The organism is Parvibaculum sp. MBR-TMA-1.3b-4.2 (assembly GCF_053628815.1).
Genome location: NZ_JBRJHC010000001.1, coordinates 175,279 through 195,457 on the forward strand (window position 1 = coordinate 175,279; position 20,179 = coordinate 195,457).

Annotated in this window: 20 protein-coding genes; 13 read left to right on the forward strand and 7 right to left on the reverse strand. The window is 63.5% G+C overall.

Annotation, left to right across the window (positions count from 1 at the left end; all coding sequences use genetic code 11):
- Positions 1–11: 11 nt before the first annotated feature.
- The 4 genes from ACSSVQ_RS00985 to ACSSVQ_RS01000 all read right to left on the reverse strand — a co-directional run bounded on the left by ACSSVQ_RS00985 (position 12) and on the right by ACSSVQ_RS01000 (position 3,313).
- On the reverse strand, positions 12–1,283 hold the full coding sequence (locus ACSSVQ_RS00985; protein WP_454180454.1) for an O-acetylhomoserine aminocarboxypropyltransferase: 1,272 nt from the start codon (positions 1,281–1,283) through the stop codon (positions 12–14).
- Between the two features lie 134 nt (positions 1,284–1,417).
- Positions 1,418–1,831, reverse strand: coding sequence for a CoA-binding protein (locus tag ACSSVQ_RS00990; RefSeq protein WP_454180455.1), 414 nt, complete (start codon positions 1,829–1,831; stop codon positions 1,418–1,420).
- Between the two features lie 2 nt (positions 1,832–1,833).
- Positions 1,834–2,655, reverse strand: a complete 822-nt coding sequence (locus ACSSVQ_RS00995) for an enoyl-CoA hydratase (RefSeq protein WP_454180456.1) — start codon at positions 2,653–2,655, stop codon at positions 1,834–1,836.
- Positions 2,656–2,764: 109 nt separating this feature from the next.
- Positions 2,765–3,313, reverse strand: coding sequence for a GNAT family N-acetyltransferase (locus ACSSVQ_RS01000; RefSeq protein WP_454180457.1), 549 nt, complete (start codon positions 3,311–3,313; stop codon positions 2,765–2,767).
- A gap of 100 nt (positions 3,314–3,413) precedes the next feature.
- Between ACSSVQ_RS01000 and ACSSVQ_RS01005 the strand changes: the two genes are divergently transcribed.
- From ACSSVQ_RS01005 to rpsI, 4 genes are all read left to right on the forward strand, one after another.
- Positions 3,414–3,842 (forward strand): PaaI family thioesterase, encoded by a 429-nt coding sequence (locus tag ACSSVQ_RS01005; RefSeq protein WP_454184624.1) that lies wholly within the window; start codon positions 3,414–3,416, stop codon positions 3,840–3,842.
- A 107-nt stretch (positions 3,843–3,949) separates the two neighbouring features.
- Entirely contained in the window at positions 3,950–5,359 is a 1,410-nt protein-coding gene (locus ACSSVQ_RS01010; protein WP_454184625.1) for an MFS transporter, read from the forward strand.
- A gap of 212 nt (positions 5,360–5,571) precedes the next feature.
- Positions 5,572–6,036, forward strand: coding sequence for a 50S ribosomal protein L13 (gene rplM, locus ACSSVQ_RS01015; RefSeq protein ID WP_167089360.1), 465 nt, complete (start codon positions 5,572–5,574; stop codon positions 6,034–6,036).
- Positions 6,036–6,542 carry a 30S ribosomal protein S9 gene (gene rpsI / locus ACSSVQ_RS01020; RefSeq protein ID WP_454180458.1) on the forward strand — a complete coding sequence of 169 codons (507 nt, stop codon included), beginning with the start codon at positions 6,036–6,038 and terminating at the stop codon, positions 6,540–6,542. The genes rplM and rpsI overlap by 1 nt, the downstream gene beginning before the upstream one ends.
- A gap of 213 nt (positions 6,543–6,755) precedes the next feature.
- Here rpsI and ACSSVQ_RS01025 read toward each other — a convergent pair whose 3' ends face one another.
- Positions 6,756–8,069, reverse strand: a complete 1,314-nt coding sequence (locus tag ACSSVQ_RS01025; RefSeq protein WP_454180459.1) for an NtaA/DmoA family FMN-dependent monooxygenase — start codon at positions 8,067–8,069, stop codon at positions 6,756–6,758.
- Between the two features lie 236 nt (positions 8,070–8,305).
- On the opposite strand from ACSSVQ_RS01025, the gene ACSSVQ_RS01030 reads away from it, so the two are divergent.
- The 4 genes from ACSSVQ_RS01030 (at position 8,306) to ACSSVQ_RS01045 (ending at position 10,887) form a co-directional block, all read left to right on the forward strand.
- Positions 8,306–8,977, forward strand: coding sequence for a TetR/AcrR family transcriptional regulator (locus ACSSVQ_RS01030; RefSeq protein ID WP_454180460.1), 672 nt, complete (start codon positions 8,306–8,308; stop codon positions 8,975–8,977).
- An 83-nt stretch (positions 8,978–9,060) separates the two neighbouring features.
- Positions 9,061–10,014, forward strand: coding sequence for an N-acetyl-gamma-glutamyl-phosphate reductase (gene argC / locus ACSSVQ_RS01035; protein ID WP_454180461.1), 954 nt, complete (start codon positions 9,061–9,063; stop codon positions 10,012–10,014).
- Positions 10,014–10,415: a hypothetical protein gene (locus tag ACSSVQ_RS01040; protein ID WP_454180462.1), complete on the forward strand. Its 402-nt coding sequence runs from the start codon at positions 10,014–10,016 to the stop codon at positions 10,413–10,415. Before argC ends, ACSSVQ_RS01040 begins: the two co-directional genes overlap by 1 nt.
- A gap of 19 nt (positions 10,416–10,434) precedes the next feature.
- On the forward strand, positions 10,435–10,887 hold the full coding sequence (locus tag ACSSVQ_RS01045) for a hypothetical protein (protein WP_454180463.1): 453 nt from the start codon (positions 10,435–10,437) through the stop codon (positions 10,885–10,887).
- 39 nt (positions 10,888–10,926) lie between these two features.
- On the opposite strand, the gene ACSSVQ_RS01050 is transcribed toward ACSSVQ_RS01045, so the two are convergent.
- Positions 10,927–11,772, reverse strand: a complete 846-nt coding sequence (locus ACSSVQ_RS01050; protein ID WP_454180464.1) for an EamA family transporter — start codon at positions 11,770–11,772, stop codon at positions 10,927–10,929.
- Between the two features lie 270 nt (positions 11,773–12,042).
- Between ACSSVQ_RS01050 and ACSSVQ_RS01055 the strand changes: the two genes are divergently transcribed.
- On the forward strand, positions 12,043–12,870 hold the full coding sequence (locus ACSSVQ_RS01055; protein WP_454180465.1) for a class I SAM-dependent methyltransferase: 828 nt from the start codon (positions 12,043–12,045) through the stop codon (positions 12,868–12,870).
- 152 nt (positions 12,871–13,022) lie between these two features.
- On the opposite strand, the gene phaC is transcribed toward ACSSVQ_RS01055, so the two are convergent.
- On the reverse strand, positions 13,023–15,137 hold the full coding sequence (gene phaC / locus ACSSVQ_RS01060) for a class I poly(R)-hydroxyalkanoic acid synthase (RefSeq protein WP_454180466.1): 2,115 nt from the start codon (positions 15,135–15,137) through the stop codon (positions 13,023–13,025).
- A 264-nt stretch (positions 15,138–15,401) separates the two neighbouring features.
- Between phaC and ACSSVQ_RS01065 the strand changes: the two genes are divergently transcribed.
- From ACSSVQ_RS01065 to glpX, 4 genes are all read left to right on the forward strand, one after another.
- Positions 15,402–16,001, forward strand: coding sequence for a hypothetical protein (locus ACSSVQ_RS01065; protein WP_454180467.1), 600 nt, complete (start codon positions 15,402–15,404; stop codon positions 15,999–16,001).
- Between the two features lie 280 nt (positions 16,002–16,281).
- Complete coding sequence (locus tag ACSSVQ_RS01070; protein ID WP_454180468.1) at positions 16,282–17,541, forward strand: LL-diaminopimelate aminotransferase; 1,260 nt, start codon at positions 16,282–16,284, stop codon at positions 17,539–17,541.
- A gap of 137 nt (positions 17,542–17,678) precedes the next feature.
- On the forward strand, positions 17,679–19,007 hold the full coding sequence (locus ACSSVQ_RS01075) for a homoserine dehydrogenase (protein ID WP_454180469.1): 1,329 nt from the start codon (positions 17,679–17,681) through the stop codon (positions 19,005–19,007).
- A gap of 61 nt (positions 19,008–19,068) precedes the next feature.
- Positions 19,069–20,043, forward strand: coding sequence for a class II fructose-bisphosphatase (glpX, locus tag ACSSVQ_RS01080; RefSeq protein WP_339614363.1), 975 nt, complete (start codon positions 19,069–19,071; stop codon positions 20,041–20,043).
- Positions 20,044–20,179: the final 136 nt, after the last annotated feature.

The following is a 20,179-nucleotide window of genomic DNA, read 5'->3' on the forward strand; positions in this document are numbered from 1 at the left end:
GGAAAAGACCCTTAGGCCAGCGCCTGTTCCAGATCGGCGATGATGTCTTTTGCATCCTCGATGCCGACGGAGAGGCGCACCACGTCGGGGCCTGCGCCCGCTGCGGTCTGCTGTTCTTCCGAGAGCTGACGATGCGTCGTGGAGGCCGGGTGGATGATGAGGCTGCGCGTATCGCCGACATTGGCGAGATGGCTCAGGAGCTTCACCGAATTCACCAGCTTCACGCCCGCGTCATATCCGCCTTCCACGCCGAAGGTGAAAACGGCGCCCGCGCCCTTGGGCGAGTATTTCTTCATCAGCTCGTGATGTGGGTCGTCGGGCAGGCCCGCATAGGACACCCAGCTCACCTTGGGATGGTCTTTCAGAAAGGTCGCCACTTCCAGCGCATTGTCGCAATGGCGCTGCATGCGCAGCGGCAGCGTTTCGATGCCCGTCAGGATCATGAAGGAATTGAAGGGCGAGATGGCGGGTCCGAGGTCGCGCAGGCCCAGCACGCGGCAGGCGATGGCGAAGGCGATATTGCCGAAGGTCTCATGCAGCTTCATGCCGTGATAGCTCTCGCACGGCTCGCTGAGCGTCGGGTATTTGCCGTCCTTCGACCAGTCGAAGCCGCCGCCATCGACGATGACGCCGCCCATGGAATTGCCGTGACCGCCCAGGAACTTCGTCATGGAATGGACGACGATGTCCGCGCCATGCGCCAGCGGGTTGCACAGATAGGGCGAGGCCAGCGTGTTGTCGACGACGAGCGGAATACCCGCCTCATGCGCGATATCGGCAATCGCCTTGATGTCCGTCACCACACCGCCGGGATTGGCCAGGCTTTCGATGAAGACGGCCTTGGTCTTCTTGCCGATGGCGGCCTTCACATTCACCGGGTCGGACACGTCCACCCAATCGACTTCCCAGCCGAACTTCTTGAAGGCATGGCCGAACTGGTTGATGGAGCCGCCATAGAGCTGCTTGGCCGCCACGAAATGATCGCCCGGTTCCAGCATGGTGTGGAAGACGAGAAGCTGCGCTGCGTGGCCGGATGAGACGCCGAGCGCCGCCGTGCCGCCTTCCAGCGCCGCGACACGCTCTTCCAGCACCGCCGTCGTCGGGTTGGTGATGCGCGTATAGATGTTGCCGAAGGCCTGCAGCCCGAACAGGCTCGCCGCGTGATCGACATCGTCGAAAGCGAAGGAAGTCGTCTGGTAGATCGGCGTCGCGCGCGCGCCCGTGGTCGGGTCCGGCTGCGCTCCGGCATGAATGGCAAGCGTGTTGAAAGCCTGGTCGCTCATTTTTCTGTCCTGTCTTCTTTCGGTGTCATCCCGGCGGAAGCCGGGATCCATAGGCTGTTGTTCTCGATGCGTCATGACGTGCCCACTCTTACGTTCAAGGAGGGCGGGGCATGACGGCGATTGTCGTTCCGTTTCTACAATCCCAGTTTCGGTATCTCTATCTTCGGGCAGTGGTCCATCACCACGTCGAGGCCCGCGGCCTCGGCGCGCTTCGCGGCGTCTTCATTGACGACCCCGAGTTGCATCCACACCGCCTTGGCGCCGATGGCAATTGCCTCGTCGGTGACGCCGCCCGCCGCGTCGGAATTGCGGAACACATCCACCATATCCACGGGCTCTTCGATGTCGGCCAGCGTTCCGGCGACCGTCTCGCCGTTGATCTCCTGACCGGCAAGGCCCGGGTTCACCGGGATCACGCGATAGCCCTTCGACTGAAGGAAGGCCATCACCTTGTTGCTGTCGCGCTCGGGCTTGTTGCTCGCGCCCACCAGCGCAATTACTTTCGCGCTGCGCAGGATTTTCTCGATGGTCTCGGGCTCGCTTGCCATGTCTATCGGTCTTCCCATTTCGGTTCGCGTTTCTCGATGAAGGCGCCGATGCCTTCTTCCGCGTCGCGGGCGAGCATATTGCGCACCATCACCTCGCTTGCATAGTCGTAAGCCTCGCCGACGCCCATTTCGAGTTGGTCGTAAAAGGCCTCCTTGCCGATAGAGACGGTGAGGGCGGATTTCGACGCAATGATGTCGGCAAAGTGATGCACCGCTGCGTCGAGTTCATCCGCCGTCACGACCTTGTTCACGAGCCCCATTTCGGCGGCGCGCGCGGCGGGGATCATTTCGCCGGTCAGCAGCATTTCCATCGCATGTTTGCGCGTCACATTGCGCGACAGGGCGACCATGGGCGTCGAACAGAAGAGCCCGATATTGACGCCGGGCGTGGCGAATTTCGCTTCCTCCGCCGCCACGGCGAGATCGCAGCTCGCAACAAGCTGGCAGCCCGCGGCCGTCGCGATGCCGTGCACGCGCGCGATCACCGGCTTGGGGCTGCGCATCACCGCCTGCATCAGTGTTGAGCACTGCTTCATCGTCTTCTCGAAGAAGGCGCGGCCCCGGTCTTCGGCCTGCCTTGCATTGGTGAGTTCCTTGAGGTCGTGCCCGGCGCAGAAGCCCGGCCCGTTCCCCGCCAGGATCACGGCCCTCACGGTGCTGTCTTCGGCGACCTTGTGAAGCTCCGCCGTCAGCGCCTCCATCAGCGCGCCGGAGAGGCTGTTCCGCTGTTTCGGGCGGTTCAGCGTCAGGATCGCGATCCCGCCCGCATCCTCGCGCAGCAGGATCGGTGCGGCGGTGGCCGCTTGTTCAGCTGGCTGGCTCATGGCGCTCTCCCTTTATGTTTTGGGGCAGCATAGCGGGATGGGGAGGGGGTGTCAGGTGGTGTCGATTTCTTCGTCATGGCCCGGCTTGTCCGGGCCATCCACGTCTTCCCTACCTGCTGATCCGATACAGCACATGCCGCCTCAGCTTGTGCCCCTCGGGCAGGTTCGGATGGTCGAAATCATCCGCCGGATCATGCGTCATGCCGATCCGCTTCATGACAGCTTGCGAGCGTAAATTGCTCGTGGCGGTAAAGGAGACGATCTCCGGCAGGCCCAGTTCGTCGAACCCATAGGCCAGCGCCGCCCGGGCGGCTTCGGAGGCATAGCCCTTGCCCCAGTGCGGCCTTGCCAGCCGCCAGCCGATCTCGACAGCGCTGTCGGGCGGGCCGGGCGCGAAGGGGGCCTCGAACATGACTTTCTGGATACCGGTAAAGCCGATGAAGGAGGCCTCGCCCGGCACTTCCAGCGCCCAGAAGCCGATCCCGTTTTCCTCGATGAGCGATTTTAGCTTTGCGGCCACCGCGTCGCTCTCCGCACGGGGGAGCGTGGCGGGGAAATGCTCCATCACCGCCGGGTCGGCGGACATGGCGGCGAAGGGCTCGAAATCCGCCTCGGTCCAGGGCCGGAGGATGAGGCGGTCCGTGGTCAGTATTGTCATCGGGGCTCCTCCATCCGGTCGGGCGGCATTTTTACCTCAAGCGCCGATGGGGTAAAAGCGGCCAACAGGAATTGAAACGAGGGAGGGTCCGGTGAGCGAGATGAAGCCGGTGATGAGCGTGGCGGAGCTGGAAGCCTTTCTGGACAAGGTGTTTCCCCAGATCCGGGAAAATGACGCGCGCAGCGAGATCGTCTCCATCGGCCCCGGCACGACGCGGCTGCATCTGCCGTTCAGCGACCGCAATTTGAGGCCGGGCGGCACGCTCTCCGGGCCGTCGCTCATGGCGCTCGCCGATTACGCCATGTATGCGGTGGTGCTCGCCCATATCGGCCCGGTGGAACTCGCCGTCACGACGAACCTTAATATCAACTTCCTGCGAAAGCCCGACCCGGCGGATGTCTATGCCGATGCGCGGCTCTTGAAGCTCGGCCGCCGCCTTGCCGTGGGCGAGGTGTCGATCGAGCAGGACGGCCAGGACGGTCCCGTCGCGCATGTGACCACGACCTATTCCATCCCGCCGAACCGGTGAGATATGGGGTGGGGGCTGCAAAGCGGCGGCGGCCGGGCTATATCGGTAGGTAACCGAAATTCCATTGCGCCGGGCAGAAGGTCTGCCGGGCGCCTTAAGTGACCCCGATGTTCAAGCCCTTCAAGGGAGTGCCGGAAGACGGCCTTCCCAATCCCCAGCGCTACCTCGCCATTGCCACGGTCGCCGCCGGCGTCACCATGGCCGTGCTGGACGGGGCGATCGTGAACATCGCGCTGCCGACCATCGCGCGCGATTTCAACGTCACGGCGGCGGATTCGGTCTGGGTGGTGAACGCCTACCAGTTCATCGTGCTGGTCTCGCTGCTCGCCTTTTCCTCGCTCGGCGAAATTTACGGCTATCGCTATATCTATCGCTTCGGGCTTGCCGTCTTCGGCGTTGCCTCGCTTGCCTGCGCCATGTCGGACAGTTTGTGGACGCTGGTGGCCGCGCGCCTGCTACAGGGGTTCGGCGCGGCGGCGATCATGAGCGTCAACACCGCGCTGGTGCGCTTCATCTACCCGCGTGCGCAGTTGGGGCGCGGCATCGCCATCAATGCACAGGTGGTGGCCGTCGCGGCGGCGGCGGGGCCGACGCTGGCCGCGGCCATCCTTTCCTTCACCTCCTGGCACTGGCTCTTCCTCATCAATATTCCCTTCAGCGTGCTGGCGCTCTGGCTGTCGCGTTACCTGCCCATGACGACCAGGGGGCGGCACAGCTTCGACTTCCCGAGCGCGGCGCTCAATGCGGCGACCTTTGCCCTGCTTATTGTCGGCATCGAGCAATTGGGCCATGGGGTGGGAAATCTCGGCGTGCCGCTCGCCGCCTTTGCCGGGGCAGGGCTGGCGGGCTTCCTTCTCGTCCGCCGCCAGCTCGGCCGCCATGCGCCGCTTTTCCCGGTCGATCTGCTGAAGCTGCCGATTTTCAGCCTCTCGGTCGGCGCCTCGGTGACGAGCTTCATCGCCCAGCTCATGATCTTCATTTCGCTGCCTTTCTATTTCCAGAATGTGCTGGGCTTCAGCGAACTCGATACCGGTCTTCTGATGACGCCCTGGCCGTTGGCATTGCTGCTCTGCGCGCAGGTCGTGGGGCGGCTCACCGACCGCGTTCATCCCGGCTATCTCGGCTCGGCGGGGCTCGTCGTGCTGCTGGCCTCCGTGTTGTCGCTGGGGCTGATGCCCGCGCAGCCGGGCTATTTCGACATTATCTGGCGTATGTTCTTTGCCGGGCTCGGCTTTGCCTTCTTCCAGACGCCCAATAACCGCACGCTCATCAATGCCGCGCCGACAGAGCGCACGGGCGGGGCGAGCGGCACCCTGGGCATGGCGCGCCTGCTCGGCCAGACCACGGGCGCGGCCTTTGCAGCGGTGATTTTCCGTCTGTCGGGCGACGGCGCGGCGCGCGAGGCGCTCATGGTGGCGGCGGTCTGCGTGGCGCTGGCGCTCATCCTCAGCCTGTCGCGGCTGTCGCGCCGGGGCGGCCGGGGCAGGGATGCGGGACGCTCGCTGGAGGATTTTTGAGGTATTTAGATACCGCAAATGTAAGTTGCTGTTTTAAAGCCGTTTTTCTGCCCATGAACCCGCTCTTTAGTGTTGACAGCAGGCGCTCCCTCCCGTAAATCCAGCGCCAATCGAGGCCGGAATCTCCTTTTCCGGCCTCCTTTTCATTAGCTCCTCCATCAGGGCCGGGTGCCGCCGAAAACGGGCAACCTGCGCCGACAGGGAAAATTCGCATGAAGACCTATTCCGCGAAGCCCGCCGAGGTCGAGAAGAAGTGGATCGTGATCGACGCCGAAGGCGTCGTGGTGGGGCGTCTTGCCTCGTTCGTCGCGAACCGGCTGCGTGGCAAGCACAAGCCGACCTACACGCCCCATATCGATTGCGGCGACAACGTCATCATCGTGAACGCCGACAAGGTCGTGTTCTCGGGCCGGAAGTATGACGACAAGCGCTATTACCGCCACACGGGATATCCGGGCGGTATCAAGGAGACCTCTCCGAAGCGCATCCTGGAAGGCGCGCATCCCGAGCGCGCGCTCGAGCTGGCCGTTCAGCGCATGGTTCCGCGCGGACCGCTTGGCCGCAAGCAGCTTTCCAATCTCCATGTTTATGGCGGTGCGGAGCATCCGCATGAGGCGCAGAAGCCGGAAACGGTCGATTTCGCTGCCCTGAACCGCAAGAACGCGAGGACTGCCTGATGTCCGACACACACAGCCTTGAAGACCTGAAGGACGCGATGGAAGGCACGCCTTCCACGACGGCGACGACGCCGGCCGCGGAAGAAGCTGCCGCGCCCGCCGAGCCCAAGCTCGACAAGTTCGGCCGTGCCTATGCCACGGGCCGCCGCAAGGACGCGATCGCTCGCGTCTGGCTGAAGCCCGGCTCCGGCAAGATCATGATCAACGGCAAGGAGCTGGACCGCTATTTCGCGCGTCCGGTGCTGCGCATGATCCTGCGTCAGCCGCTTGAGACCGCTCAGCGCGAAGACCAGTTCGACATCACCTGCACGGTGGTCGGCGGCGGTCTGTCCGGCCAGGCCGGTGCGCTGCGTCACGGTATCTCCCGTGCGCTGACCTATTACGAGCCGGCGCTCCGCCCGGCGCTGAAGGCCGAAGGCTTCCTCACGCGCGACTCGCGCGTCGTGGAACGCAAGAAGTACGGCAAGCGCAAGGCCCGCCGCAGCTTCCAGTTCTCGAAGCGCTAATCCGCTTCTGCTGGACACAAAATCAGGGCGCCCCGGTTTTCCGAGGCGCTCTTTTTTGTGTTTGGAATGTCGTCTTTATTTTGATGTCACCCCGGGCTTGTCCCGGGGCCTAGGGGCCGCAAGCACTGAGTCTGACGCCCTGGGTCCCGGCCCACCTTTACACGCAAGGAGGGCCGGGATGACAATAATGGCAGGGCTCAAAAATGGGAGGGCTCAAAACTCCCGCAGATTGTCCCGCAGCAGCTTGTGCTTGTATTCGGTGCGCATCAGGCCGCGCTTTTGCAGTGCGGGCACGAGGCCGTCCGTCACTTCCACCACATAGCGGCGGCTGACGCGCAGGGTCGGCGTCGTGACGAGGAAGCCGTCGCCGCCCACTTCCGCCATCGCGTCGCCCATGCGCTCGGCCACCTGGTCGGGCGTGCCGATGAGTTCCAGCGACGACACCATGCCGCCGCCGCTGTCGGCGGCGAGCTCGCGCAGGGTCTTGCCGCTGCCCCATTGCTGGAACTTGTCGAGCGTGCCGGACTCGCCGTTCGTCACCAGCTTTTCCGGCAGCGGCTTGTCGAGGTCGAATTGCGCGAAGTCGATTTCGGTGATGCCCGACATGGAGACCAGAATGTCGGTGACGAAATTGTCCGACATCATCACGCGGTCGTATTTCTCGCGCGCTTCCTTTTCCGTCTCGCCCAGCGTCGGCGTGATGCAGAAGAGCACCTTGATGTCGTCCGGATTGCGGCCGAGTTTTTCGGCGCGCGCGCGAATGTCGTCGCGGAAGGCTTTCATGCCTTCGATGCCGTTCGCGACCGAGACGATGGAGTCCGCATGGGTGGCAGCGAAATCGCGCCCGCGCGGCGAGGCGCCGGCCTGCACGAAGACGGGTTTTCCTTGTGGCGAGGGCACGGTGTTGAGCGGTCCGCGCACGTTGAAGAACTCGCCCTTGTGGTCGATGGTGTGGACCTTGGACGGGTCGGCATAGACGCCGTTTTCGCGGTCCAGCACCACCGCGTCCGGCTCCCAGCTTTCAAAGAGCTTGTGCACGACCTCCATATATTCGTCGGCCATCGCATAGCGCTGCTCGCGCGGCGGCAGCGCGTCCATGTTGAAGTTCTGCGCAGCGAGGTCTTCCGCGCTCGTCACGACGTTCCAGCCGAAACGGCCTTTCGTCAGGCTGTCGATAGTGGAGGAAAGCCTCGCCAGCATGAAGGGCGGGTAGGCCATGGTGGACATGGTGGCGATGACGCCGAGATGTTGCGTCGCCATGCCCATGGCGACGGCCAGCGGCGCGGGATCGTGCTTGGGTGCGATCATGGCGGCTTTCAGCGCCAGGTCGCGGCTGCCGCCGTAGATCTCCGGCACCATGAGCTTGTCCTCGATCATGATGTAGTCGAAGCAGGCCCGGTCCAGCATCTTCGCCATCTCGATATAGAACTCGCCGTCCCAGGGCGTGCCGCCATTGCCGAAGGGCTCGCGCCATTCGTCCGGCGTGAAGTTCATGAACCATGAGAGGTGAAAGCGCTTGTCGGTCATTGCCAATCCTCAAAACTCTGCCGCCCGGATATGGGGGTGCCGGACGGATACGAAACAATCGGGTGTTGCCACTATTAAGCGATTGTTTAATAGTGGTTGGCAAGGATTTTATTGGATAGGGTGCGAAGGCCCGTGGCGGGGTAGGGATATTTTGCAATAGCAGGCGGGCGTCACTACCTTGTGCGCCGACCCCCTAAGCATCGGCGGCCTAAGAGCCGGATGGTCAGGAACGGAAGATGAGCGGCAAGCAGACGAGAAAGCGGCTGGACCCGGCAGAACGGAAGGAACTGATCCTGGAAGGGGCGCTCAAGCTGTTTGCCGAGCGGCACTACACCATTGTCACGGTGCGCGACATCGCGCGCGGCTGCGGGATGAATGTCGCGCTCATCTATCATTATTTCGACGACAAGGATCATCTGGTCCGCTCCACGCTGGCGCATGCGATCGGCGAGTTTCTGGACAGCTATTCGGCGCGCACGGCAGAGGAGAGCGGCGACCCGCTGGGCGAGATCGGCGCCTGGCTCGACGCCAATGTCGAGATGGCGCCCACGCTTCTCAGGATGGTGAAGCTGATGGCGGATTATTCCGTCTCCGGCGACCGGCATGACGAGATCGGGCAGATGATCGGCGAGTTCTATGCCCGCGAGCAGGAGGTTCTGGAAAAGGCGATCCGGCGCGGCATCCGGCAGGGCACCTTCCGCAAGGTGGATGTGAAGCGCACGGCGCGCCAGGTCAGCCTCACGCTCGACGGCATCTTCCATGCCTCCGCCAGCCGCGCGGATAACCGCATTCCGCAGGATATCGCCGATCTCGCCGATCTCCTGCGGCGCATTCTGGGTGTCGAAGAGGCCGAAACGCCCGCAAAACCGCCGAAAAAGCCGCGCCGCAAACCGGTGGCGGCGGACTAGGCCCGCGCCGCGCTTTTTCCGCGGTGTCTTGCGGTATCTCCCCGTTCCATATATCCCCTCGCTCTCGGACAGGAGCTGGAAACATGGCGACCAGAATTTTCATCGACGGCGAAGTCGGCACGACGGGTCTTCAGATCAAGTCGCGGCTCGCCACGCGTTCGGATCTCGACTTCATCTCGCTCGGCGAGGAGAAGCGCAAGGACGCGGCCGCCCGTCGCGAGGCGCTCAATGAAGCCGATGTCGTCATTCTCTGCCTGCCGGACGATGCCGCGCGCGAAGCCGTCGCGCTGATCGACAATGACCGCACGCGGGTGATCGACGCCTCCACCGCGCATCGGGTGGCCGAGGGCTGGACCTATGGCTTCCCCGAGATGACGCCCTCGCAGAAGCAGGACATCTCCGGCGCCATGCGGGTCACCAATCCGGGCTGCTATCCGACCGGCATGATCGCGCTTGTGCGGCCGCTGGTCGATGCGGGGCTCGTGCCGTCGGGCTGGCCGCTCACCGTCAATGCCGTGTCGGGCTATTCCGGCGGCGGCAAGGGCATGATCGCCGAGTTCGAGGACGAGAGCGCCGCCAACCACACCAAAGACAATTACCGCACCTATGCGCTCACGCTCGCGCACAAGCATGTGCCGGAAATGCAGGCCTATGGCGGTCTCGCCCATCCGCCGCTTTTCGCGCCCGCCGTGGGCCGTTATGCGCAGGGCATGATCGTGGACGTGCCGTTGCAGCTCTGGGCGCTCGACGGCACGCCGACGCCCGCCGCGCTGCGCGATGTGCTGGCGAAGCATTTCGAAGGCCGGCAATTCGTCAGCGTGGCGAGCGCTGAAGAGACGGACGCCATGAAGGGCCTCGACCCGGAAGGTCTCAACGGCACCAACCGGCTGAAGCTCTTCGTCTTCGGCAACGAGGCGACAAAGCAGGCCCGCCTCGTGGCGTTGCTCGACAATCTCGGCAAGGGTGCGTCGGGCCAGGCCGTGCAGTGCCTCAACATCATGACCGGCGCGGAAGAGGGGCTGGGCGTGGATTTGTGATGAAGCGGCAAAGACCGAAATTTATCTATGTGTTCGAGAGCTTCTGCCTGTTTTTCTCGATCCTCATCCTCTTCATCCTGGTCGTGCAATTCTTCGTGCCGGACGCCGGCGGGCGGAGCATGTCGGCGGTGGAATATGTTTCCTTTCTTGCCCTGGCCGGAACGCTCTATCTGACTTCCCATGCAATCCGGACCCGCAGGCGGGTCTGGTGGACCCGCATCTGGTTTATTTGGCTCGGCCTCTTTGTTCTCCAGAACGGGATTTACTTCCTGGTGCTGGCCGAAGGACGCGTGCAGGGCACCCTGACTCTCCAGTTGCTCAATTTCGCAGGAGGCGTCGTATTCATGGGAGGGTTGGGCTTCCTGTGGTGGAAGAACAGGGCCCATTTCAACAAAGATTGAGCCCGGGAGGTGATGCGCCGTGTCCTCCGTACTGACAATTGTTCTGGTTGTGGTGCTTGTCTGGGGCGCTGCCTGGGGGCTCAAAGAAGCCATCGGCCTGTTGCAAAGACGGCGGCACCCCGAACCCGTCGATCCGGCGATCGAGCCGCCCATCGTGCTGAACGAAAGCAGCCGTGCCGATGTGGCGGGCGATCTTTCGGTATTCCGCTCCATCGAAGAGGCGCAGTCCCATATCGAAGTCTACGATATCGACGATCCGTCCTTTCATCTGTTCGACAGCAAGGGACGGACGCTTGGCATGGTCCCGCCCGCGCATGGGGGCGGTGTCCGGCTCGTCGCGCGGGAGGAAGACCCGTCGCATGAGGAGGTACTCGTTGAAGCGCTTCGGTCTCATCTCGAACGCCTCCAAAACCCGCCGTCCGGTCTCGACCGGATGACGCTGTCCGAATTGCTGAACGCAGCTCGTTCCTGAGGCGGTTTCCGTTGTCGGCCGGATACGCGGACCGAAGCCTCACACCCGAAGGAGCACAACCCCCGCCGCCACGACGCAGGCCGCGATGAGCGCGCGGGGGCCGAGCCCTTCCTTCAGCACAAGGCCGGAAATCAGCGCCGCGAAAACGACGCTGGTTTCGCGCAAGGCGGAGACGGGACCGAGGGGCGAGAACTTCATCGCCCAGATCACGATTCCATAGGCGAGCATGGACATCGCCGCGCCGCCCATTCCGGCCAGCGCCACCTTGCGCGAGGCGAATATCTTCGAAGGCCCCCGGCGGATGAAGGCAATCGCGGCGACGGGAAGCCCGTGCAGCAGGAAGAGCCAGACCACATAGGCCTCGGGCGTCGCCGCGGTGCGTCCGCCGATACCGTCCACGACGGAATAGCTCGCAATGGCAAGCCCGGTCCCGAGCGCGTAGGTGATGCCGCGCAGATCGCGGGGCTCGGCTTCGCCGTCGGGCCGCCGCCGCCAGGCGAGGCTTACGATCCCTGCGATGATGAGGCCGATCGCCAGCATGGCATGCGGCGCCAGCGCCTCGCCCATGGCAAAGCCCGCCATGGTCACCAGGGCGGGCGCAAAGCCGCGTGCCAGCGGATAGACCTGCCCGAAATCGCCATGCTCATAGGCGCTGATCAGCAGCAGCATATAGGTCGTGTGGATGCAGACCGCGACGGCGAGGAGGCGTGCGACCTCCCATGAGGGTGGCTCCACGAAAAAGACGAGGGGCAGGGCGATCAGACTGGTCGTGCCCGCGATCCAGCCCATCATCACCATCCGATCGCCGGTGGACTTCACCATGGCGTTCCAGCAGGCGTGCAGCAGGGCGGCAAGAAGGACGAGGGCGGTGACGCTGGCGGACAATCGAAACTCCTGACGCCGCGGGATGGCGGCGAGGAGACCCTAGCCCGGGCGGCCCGCGATTCGGAGCCCGATTTTCCGGAAAGGGCTTTGCGCGGAACCCGTATATGCCTTCGTCATGCCCCGCTTTATGCGGGGTATCCACGTCTTTGCGACGTTTAAAGGCGTGGATGGCCCGGACAAGCCGGGCCATGACGACATCTGGAAATTTCAGTAGCGCAATCCCTCCAAACCCATCAATCTGGCCGGCTTTGTTTTCCGCAGGAGGATGAAATGCCAAGGCAGAATGAAGGCGGGCAAGATAGGGATTGGCGCGAGCAGAACCGGGCGATGTGGGACGCCACCTTGCCGGGGCACTTCAAATCGCCGATCTATAATGTCGAGGCCTTCCGCGCGGGCGCGCTTTCGCTGCAAAAGCTGGAAGTGGAAGACCTTGGCGACGTAAGCGGCAAGTCGCTTGTCCACCTCCAGTGCCATTTCGGCCTCGATACGCTTTCCTGGGCGCGGCTCGGGGCCAAGGTCACAGGCCTCGATTTTTCCGGCGAGGCGATGGCGGTCGCGCGGGAGCTTGCGGAGGAAACCGGGCTCGACGCGCGCTTCGTCACGGCGGATGTCTATGACGCGCCTTCAGCCCTCGGCGAGACCTATGACATCGTCTATACGGGCATCGGCGCGCTGCCCTGGCTGCCGGATATGGACCGCTGGGCGCGCGTCGTGCGCGATCTCCTGAAGCCCGGCGGCGAGCTTTATCTCTTCGAGTTTCATCCGCTGGAATGGATGCTGGACGAGCAGGGCGACGGCACGCGGCTCGCCTATCCCTATTTCACGGCGCCGGAAGGGTTTCGCGAAGGCGGGGCCGTCACCTATGCGGGCGGGTATGAAAGCGAGGCCGACGCGCCAAGCGTGCAGTGGAACCATCCGCTGGGAGAGGTCGTCACCGCGCTCATCCGCGCCGGGCTTACGATTACGGAACTGCGCGAACTCGACCGCAACATTCTCGATACCTGGGACGGCATGGTCCAGATGGAAGACGGCCTCTACGCCATGCCGCCCGACAAGCCGTCGCTCCCGTTCATGTATGTGCTGCGGGCGAAGCTCTGAATTCCCTCTGCGTGTCATCCCGGCGAAAGCCGGGATCCACTCGCAATAGTCGTTTGTCGAAAGGCCAATGGGTCCCGGCTTTCGCCGGGATGACATTTGTTGAGTGGGGACAGGCTTACCCCAAAAGGCTTCCTCGCAATGACGGCGGCGCCTCAATCTTCCGACTTCACCGTCACGTAAGACCCTGGTGCCTCTTCCAGCACCTTCAGCTTGCCGTCGCCCGGCACGCGGGCGGGTACCATGTCGCCGGATTTCTCGCCGAGCCATTCCTGCCAGTCCGGCCACCAGGAGCCGGGATGCTGTTCGGCGCTGTCGGCCCAGACATAGGGCGACTCCGGAAACTCGTCATTCGTGAGGTAGTAATATTTGTTCGCCAGCGGCGGGTTGATGACGCCGGCGATATGGCCCGAGCCCGCCACGATGAAGCGCACCGGCCCGGAGAAGAGCCTCGTCGCCTTGTAGACGGAGTTGAAGGGCGAGATGTGGTCCTCGCGGCTCGATTGCAGATAAGTCGGTATGCTGATCTTCGTGAGGTCGAGCTTCACCCCGCCCAGTTCCATCTCGCCTCTGGACAGCCTGTTCTCCAGATAGCATTGCCGCATATAGAACACATGCATGGCGGCGGGCAGGCGCGTCGCATCGGCATTCCAGTAGAGAATGTCGAAGGGCATGGGTTCGCGGCCCAGCATGTAATTGTTGACGACATAGTTCCAGATCAGGTCGTTGGAGCGCAGCATGTTGAAGGTGTTGGCCATGGTCGACCCCTTCAGATAGCCGCCCTTCTGCTTCATCGCCTTTTCGATTTCGGAAATCTGGTCCTCGTCGATGAAGACCTGCAAATCGCCCGCTTCGGAGAAGTCCACCTGCGCGACGAGGAAGGTCGCGGACTTGATGCGGGTGTCGCCCTTCGCCGCCATATGGGCGAGCGAGCAGGCGAGCAGGGTGCCGCCGATGCAATAGCCGACGGCGTTCACTTCCTTTTCGCCGGTCGCCTGTTCCACCGCGTCGAGGGCGGCATAGACACCCTCATACATGTAATCCTCGAAGCTCTTCATCGCGAGATGCGCATCGGGGTTCACCCAGCTTGCGACGAAGACGGTGTAGCCATTGTCGACGCAATATTTGATGAGCGACTTCTGCGGCGTCAGGTCGAGGATGTAATATTTGTTGATCCAGGGCGGGAAGATGAGCAGCGGCGTCTTGTGCGCCGTCTCGGTCGTGGGCTCATATTGAATGAGCTGCATCAGATCGTTCTGGTAGACGACCTTGCCCGGGGTCAGCGCGATATTCTTGCCGAGCTCGAAGGCGGACATATCGGTCTGCTGAATCTGCAGCTTGCCATGGCCCCGGTCCACATCCTCGAAGAGATGCTTCATGCCCTTGGCGAGGTTTTCGGCATTGGTGGCGAGCGTCGTGCGCAGGATTTCCGGATTGGTGACGGGGAAGTTCGACGGCGAAATCGCGTTGGAAAGCTGGCGCATATAGAAGTCCGCCTTCTGGCGGGTGTGCTTGTCGAGCCCGTCGGTCTGTTCCACCTGGTCGACCAGCCATTTCGCGGTCAGCAGATAGGCCTGCTTCATCACGTCGAAGACGAGGTTTTCCTGCCAGTCGGGGTCGCGGAAGCGCTTGTCGGAGCGGGCGGGTTCGGCCAGCGGCGCGACCGGTTCGCCCATCATCCGCCGCGTCACCGCATTGGCGAGATTGAAATAGCCTTCCCAGAGCGCGGCCTGCGCCTCGACGAATTTGAAGGGGTCGCGCATATAGCCGGATGCGACCTCCATCATGGTTTCGCCGATGCGGCGCAGATCGGACATCGCGCCGCCGAAATCGGTACTGTCCTCATTCTTCATCAGCAGGCGGGCGGCCTTCTGGCCATAGGTCGCGGCCTGAAGGAGGTTGATGGCCATTTCGGCCATGTCGGGTATCGGATAGTCCTGGAACGCGCGATTGGCGGCTTTCGGCTCGTCCTTGCCCGGGCCGGATTTGGTCTGGTCGGACTTGGTCCCGCCGGATGTGGACTGGCCGGTTTTGGCGTCGGGCTTTGCGACCTCCGCCTTCTTCTCCGCCTTCGCGGTGGACTTTCCGGCGGCCTTCTTCCCGGCCGCGGTCGTCTTTTTCTTCGACGCGCTCTTTCCCGTCGAAGCGGATTTGGCGCTTTTGCCGGGTTTGGCGGCCTGTTTTCCGGGCTGGCCCCCGTCAGGCGTGGTCTTGTCGGCTTTTTCGGAGGCAGTGGCGGGTTTTGAGCTGCTCGTCGCCGTATCGGTCATGTGTGTTCCGATCCCTCGTGTTCGGGGGTGGATTTCAGGGACGGACCCTCTGGCGGGGCTCTCGTCCATTGTGCGCCCGACTGCGGGGCGTTCCGGTTTCGCCGGTTGTTGCTTTACTGTACATTCTCTGCCGCTTGCCGATTGAAGCGCAGAGTGCGTCCCGCGCCAAGGGGTGAGGCCGCGAGAAATCGGCATATTCGATAGATGTTGCAGGAAATTGGCAGCGGGCGGGGCGGTCCGTTGCGGCAAGTCAGGGAGAAGACAATGAAGATCGGTAAAGTGGCAGGGCGTTCCATCGGCGGCAGGGGGCGGATGGCTGCCATTCCCCGCGCAGGCGCCGCGATTCTCCTTGCTGCCACGCTGGCGGGCTGCGGCATTTTCGGTGGCGACGAGCCGCCCGCGCCCGCGACGTCCAATGAGAGCTATCCCGATCTGAAGGACGTGCCGGATCAGGCCCCGGCCACCACCTCGCTCGACGAGCGCGAGGACATTGCCGAGGGCCTCGTGTCCGACCGCAAGAATGCGATGCATTCCGATCAGGTGCTGCGCGGCGGCACCGAGCCGCCCGCGCCGGCCCCCGAAGTGGTGAAGCCGAGCCCGGTGCCCGAGCTGAAGGACGTGCCGGAGACCTCCAAGGAAGATCTGGACAAGCAGTCCGAATATGACGCCCGGGGCGCCATTCCGATGCCGGATCGGGGCGGCCATGACAGCTTTGCCGCGATCCAGAAGCAGTCGGACAGCGAGGACAAGGACACGGTTGCCGCGGCGGAAGCCGCTCCGGCGCCCACCGGCGAGCGCGATAATGTCGCCGCCGCGCCTACCGGCGATGTGGAAACGGCGCCCGCCAGTGAGGTGGCCGAGTAATTCCGGGTTGCGGCGTCCCGGCATGGCCGGGGCGTTTGCGGTTCGGCCATCCCAGCGGCGCTTTCCGGTCATAATCCACCCGCAATTCCGGTGGATTTATCCCATGGGCCGGGCTGTGAATTTGCATGGCCGCGGCTATCAGTTGAAGCTATAAGAAGCGCCCTGAACCCAAGCCTTTCCGCGTGTCTGAGCGTCAGAAGTCGCCCCCTCGCGGGCCGGGCAGGGGATTTGAACCGGCAGCCGACGCGGATCTCCGCCACCGGCGCCACTGGATTGAGCCATGAGCGAAGAATTTCACCGTATCAAACGTCTGCCGCCCTACGTCTTTGAAGTCGTCAACAAGCTCAAGGCACAGGCGAGGGCACAGGGACGCGACATCATCGATTTCGGCATGGGCAATCCGGACATGCCGACACCGCCCCATATCGTGGAAAAGCTGGTGGAGACGGTGCGCAACCCGCGCACCCATCGTTATTCCTCCTCGCGCGGCATTCCGGGGCTCCGGCGCGCGCAGGCCGCCTATTACGAGCGCCGTTTCGGCGTAAGGCTCGATCCGGAAAGCCAGATCATCGCGACGCTGGGGTCCAAGGAAGGGCTCGCCAACCTTGCCCAGGCCATCACTGCGCCGGGCGACGTGATTCTGGTGCCGAACCCGAGCTATCCGATCCATGCGTTCGGCTTCATCATTTCGGGTGCCGTCATCCGCAACATTCCGATGGATGTCGAGGGCGATTTCTTCGCCAGCGCGGAGCGCGCCGTGCGCCATTCGGTGCCCAAGCCCATCGCGCTCGTCATCAACTATCCGTCCAATCCGACCGCGCAGGTCGCAAGCCTCGACTTCTACAAGGAGGTCGTCGCCTTCTGTGCGCGGCACGACATGTATCTGATTTCCGATCTCGCCTATGCCGAGATCTATTTCGACGATGCCACGCCGCCGCCTTCGGTTCTGCAGGTGCCCGGCGCGATGGAGCGCACGGTTGAATTCACCTCGCTCTCCAAGACCTTTTCCATGCCGGGATGGCGCATGGGCTTTGCCGTCGGCAATGAAAAGCTCATCGGGGCGCTCGGTCGCGTGAAATCCTATCTGGACTATGGCGCCTTCACGCCGGTTCAGGTGGCCGCCGCCGCCGCGCTGAACGGGCCGTGGGACTGCGTGGAGGAAATCCGCAAGACCTATCAGACGCGGCGCGACGTGCTGGTCGAGAGCATGGCGCGCGCCGGCTGGGACATTCCCGCGCCGCCCGCCACCATGTTCGCCTGGTCGCCGATCCCGGAGAAGTTCGCGCATCTGGGCTCGCTCGCCTTCACGACGCTGCTTCTTCAGCATGCGGATGTTGCCGTGGCGCCGGGTGTCGGGTTCGGTGAATATGGCGACGGGCATGTGCGCCTCGGTCTTGTCGAGAACGAGCAGCGCATCCGTCAGGCCGCGCGCAGCGTGAAGAAGTTCATGCAAAACGCGGACAAGATCCTGGCCGATTACGAGGCCGAAAACGGCAAGGTCGTCGACCATCCCAGCGCAAGCCGGGCGGGATTGTCGTAGAGAGTGAATAACAGGTAGCCGTCATTGCGAGGCGCGAAAGCGCCGAAGCAATCCAGAAGCGGTACGGCAGGAACTGGATTGCTTCGCTTCGCTCGCAATGACGGGGTGAATGAGACAAAAGGACTGAGCGAGGCGTTTTGAGCGAGGCATTGAAGATAGGGGTCGCAGGGCTCGGGACGGTTGGCGCGGGCGTGCTGAAGATATTGTCGGCGCAGGGCGACAGGCTTGCCGCCGTGTGCGGTCGTCCCATCGACGTCGTGGCCGTGAGCGCGCGGGATCGCAACAAGGATCGCGGTGTGGACCTTGCGTCCATGCGCTGGGAAGACGATCCGATGGCGCTTGCGACGGCGGACGATATCGACCTCGTGGTGGAACTCATCGGCGGCTCGGAAGGCATTGCCAAGGAGCTGACCGAGGCCGCGCTCAAATCCGGCAAGCATGTCGTCACCGCCAACAAGGCCATGGTCGCCCATCACGGCGTTGCGCTCGCGAAGCTGGCCGAGGCCAGCGGCGTCGCCCTCAATTACGAGGCTGCGGTGGCCGGGGGCATTCCCATCGTCAAGGCGATGCGCGAGGGGCTGGCCGCGAACGATGTTGCGTCCATCCACGCCATTCTCAACGGCACCTGCAATTATATCCTCACCGAGATGGAGGAGACGGGCCGCGACTTCGCCGATGTGCTGAAGGACGCGCAGGAACTCGGCTATGCCGAGGCCGATCCGAGCTTCGATGTCGGCGGTATCGACGCCGCGCACAAGCTTGCCATTCTGGCGACCCTCGCATTCGGCACGGAGCTCGATTTCGACACCGTCCATATCGAGGGTATCGAGGCGATCAGCGCGACGGACATCCATTTCGCTGCCGAGTTCGGCTACAAGATCCGCCTGCTCGCCATTGCCGAAAAGCTGGATCAGGGGCTGGTGCAGCGCGTGCATCCCGCGCTCGTGCCGGTGGGCACGCCGCTTGCCGCCGTCTCCGGCGTCTATAATGCGGTTGCCGTCGATGGCGACCGGGTCGGGCATACGGTGCTTGAGGGGCGCGGCGCGGGCGAGGGGCCCACGGCGTCTGCCGTTCTCTCCGATCTGATCGATGTTGCGCGCGGTCTCGTCCTGTCGCCCTTTATGTTGCCGGTGGCGAGGCTGAAGGCGAAGGCGCCCTCGGCCATGGCGCAGCACAAAAGCGCCTATTACCTGCGTCTGCGCGCAGTGGACCGGGCGGGCAGCATGGCGGCGATCACCAAGGCGTTGGCGGAAGCCTCTGTGTCGATCGAACGCATTGTCCAGCGCGGTCCGAAGGGCGACAAGAAGGGCGGCGGCGGCGATGCCAGCGGTCGTCTTCCTGTCGTATTCGTCACGCATGAATGCGACGAGGCGACCATGGTGCGCGCCATGGAGTTGTTGAAGGCCCATGAAGATGTGGCGGGCGAGCCGTTGATGATCCGTATCGAGGATGGCGAGCTTCGCTGAAAGAAGAAAAACTGATCTGAACTTGATGCCCGGCGATAGGGCGAACTAGACGGGGGTCCGCATGGCGGCGAAATCTAAAGGTCTGAACAGAATGCTGGCGCTGGAGATGGCGCGCGTAACGGAACGCGCGGCTGTCATGTCGTCGCTCTGGGTGGGCCGCGGCGACGAGAAGCAGGCCGACCAGGCCGCGGTCGATGCCATGCGTAAGGAACTGAACGTCCTCGACATCGACGGCGTCGTCGTGATCGGCGAGGGCGAACGCGACGAAGCCCCCATGCTGTATATCGGCGAGAAGGTCGGCACGGGCAAAGGCCCGGCGGTCGACATCGCGCTCGATCCGCTGGAAGGCACGACGTTGACCGCCAAGGCGATGCCGAATGCGATGGCCGTGCTCGCGGCGGCGGAGGGCGGCACGCTCCTGAACGCGCCCGACACCTATATGGACAAGATCGCCATCGGCGGCGGCTATCCCAAGGGCCTTGTCGATCTCGATGCCGATCCCGCCGACAATATCCGCGCGCTGGCCAAGGAAAAGGGTGTGGCCATCGAACAGATCACGGCTTGCATTCTCGACCGCCCGCGCCATGCGGAGCTTATCCGCAAGGTGCGCGAGGCGGGCGCCCGGGTGCAGCTCATCACCGATGGCGACGTGGCCGGCGTGATCGCGACGACGGATCCCGATACCGGCGTCGACATCTATATCGGTCAGGGCGGTGCGCCTGAGGGCGTGCTGGCGGCCGCGGCGCTGCGCTGCATCGGCGGCCAGATGCAGGGCCGTCTCGTCACCGAGAAGGAAGAGCAGAAGGCCCGCGCCGCGAAAATGGGCGTCGAGGACTTCAACAAGAAGTACGAGCTTGAGGAAATGGCCTCGGGCGACGTCATCTTCGCCGCCACGGGCGTGACGCCGGGCTGGCTGCTCGACGGCATCCACTATGTGCGTGGTGGCATCACCACCCATTCCATCGTGATGCGCTCCTCCACCAAGACGGTCCGACAGGTGAAGTCCTTCCACCCGACCGTCGACAAGTTCAAGTAGGACTGTCTTGCATTGTAAGTGAACGTCATGGCCCGGCTTGTCCGGGCCATCCACGTCTTTCTTTCTACCGCCAAGACGTGGATGCCCCGCATGAAGCGGGGCATGACGGTTGATACGAGATTGGAATTCCGCTCCA